Genomic DNA, 1,170 nt, shown 5'->3' on the forward strand with positions numbered 1-1,170 from the left:
GTGTATATCCGTTCGAAAACAGCCTGACAAGTGTAGGTACAGTGCCCACTTCCTTAAGAAACAGAAAACTGAAATGGGAGACTACCGAACAGTGGAACCTAGGCCTGGACTTAGGCTTCCTGGACGAACGCATCGGATTAACCGTAGACTGGTATCGTAAAACGACTCGTGATTTGTTGCTGAATACTGCACTTCCCACCTCTTCCGGTTATTTCAGTGCCATGAAGAATGTAGGAAAGGTACGCAACCAAGGTATCGAGCTCACATTGAACACAACCAATATCAAGAACCGTCATTTCTCATGGACTACTAACTTTAATATCGCATTCAACAAGAACAAAGTATTAGAATTGGCCGAAAACCAATCTTCTCTGTTGAGTGCAGCCAAATTTGACCAGAACTATAACTCTCAATACAGCTACATTGCCAAAGTGGGTTATCCGATGGGAATGATGTACGGATTCATCTACGAAGGTACATACAAATACGAAGATTTCGACAAAGTAGGTGATACATATACACTGAAACGCAATGTTCCGTATTTCTCTTCCGAAAGTAATACACAACCGGGTATGCCGAAATACGCAGACCTGAATGGTGACGGTATCATCGACGATAACGACCGCACTATGATCGGTAACGGTATGCCGAAACATACGGGCGGATTTACCAACAATTTCGAATACAAAGGATTTGACTTGAGCATCTTCTTCCAATGGTCGTATGGAAACGATGTATTGAATGCCAACCGCCTGTTCTTCGAGAACAGCAATAAAACACGTGACTTGAACCAATACGCAAGTTACGCAGACCGCTGGACACCGGAAAATCCGGAAAGTAATATTCCGAGAGCTACCGACTCCGGTTCTAACAAAGTGTTCTCTACACGTATTATCGAAGATGGTTCGTTCCTTCGTCTGAAGACCGTGTCTTTAGGATATACACTGCCGAAACAACTGACCAAGAAATGGAAGATAGACAATGCACGCGTATTCGTTGCCGGTCAGAATCTATGGACATGTACAGGGTATTCCGGTTACGACCCGGAAGTATCTATCCGTGAAGGCGCACTGACTCCGGGACTGGACTTCTCCGCTTATCCGAGAGCCTACTCTATCAGTTTTGGTATAAACTTAGGTTTCTAATCAATCATCCTTCAAACAATTACGT

At 43.9% G+C, this 1,170-nt stretch carries 1 protein-coding gene; it reads left to right on the forward strand.

Annotated features, from left to right (window positions below; genetic code table 11):
• The coding region (locus AB5935_RS27250; RefSeq protein ID WP_368328006.1) for a SusC/RagA family TonB-linked outer membrane protein at nucleotides 1-1,145 on the forward strand (1,145 nt) is incomplete at its 5' end.
• Between the last annotated feature and the right edge of the window lie 25 nt (nucleotides 1,146-1,170).

Origin of the sequence: Phocaeicola sp. RTP21198st1_B8_RTP21198_201120, assembly GCF_040929485.1 — a bacterium.
GTDB lineage: Bacteria > Bacteroidota > Bacteroidia > Bacteroidales > Bacteroidaceae > Phocaeicola > Phocaeicola dorei.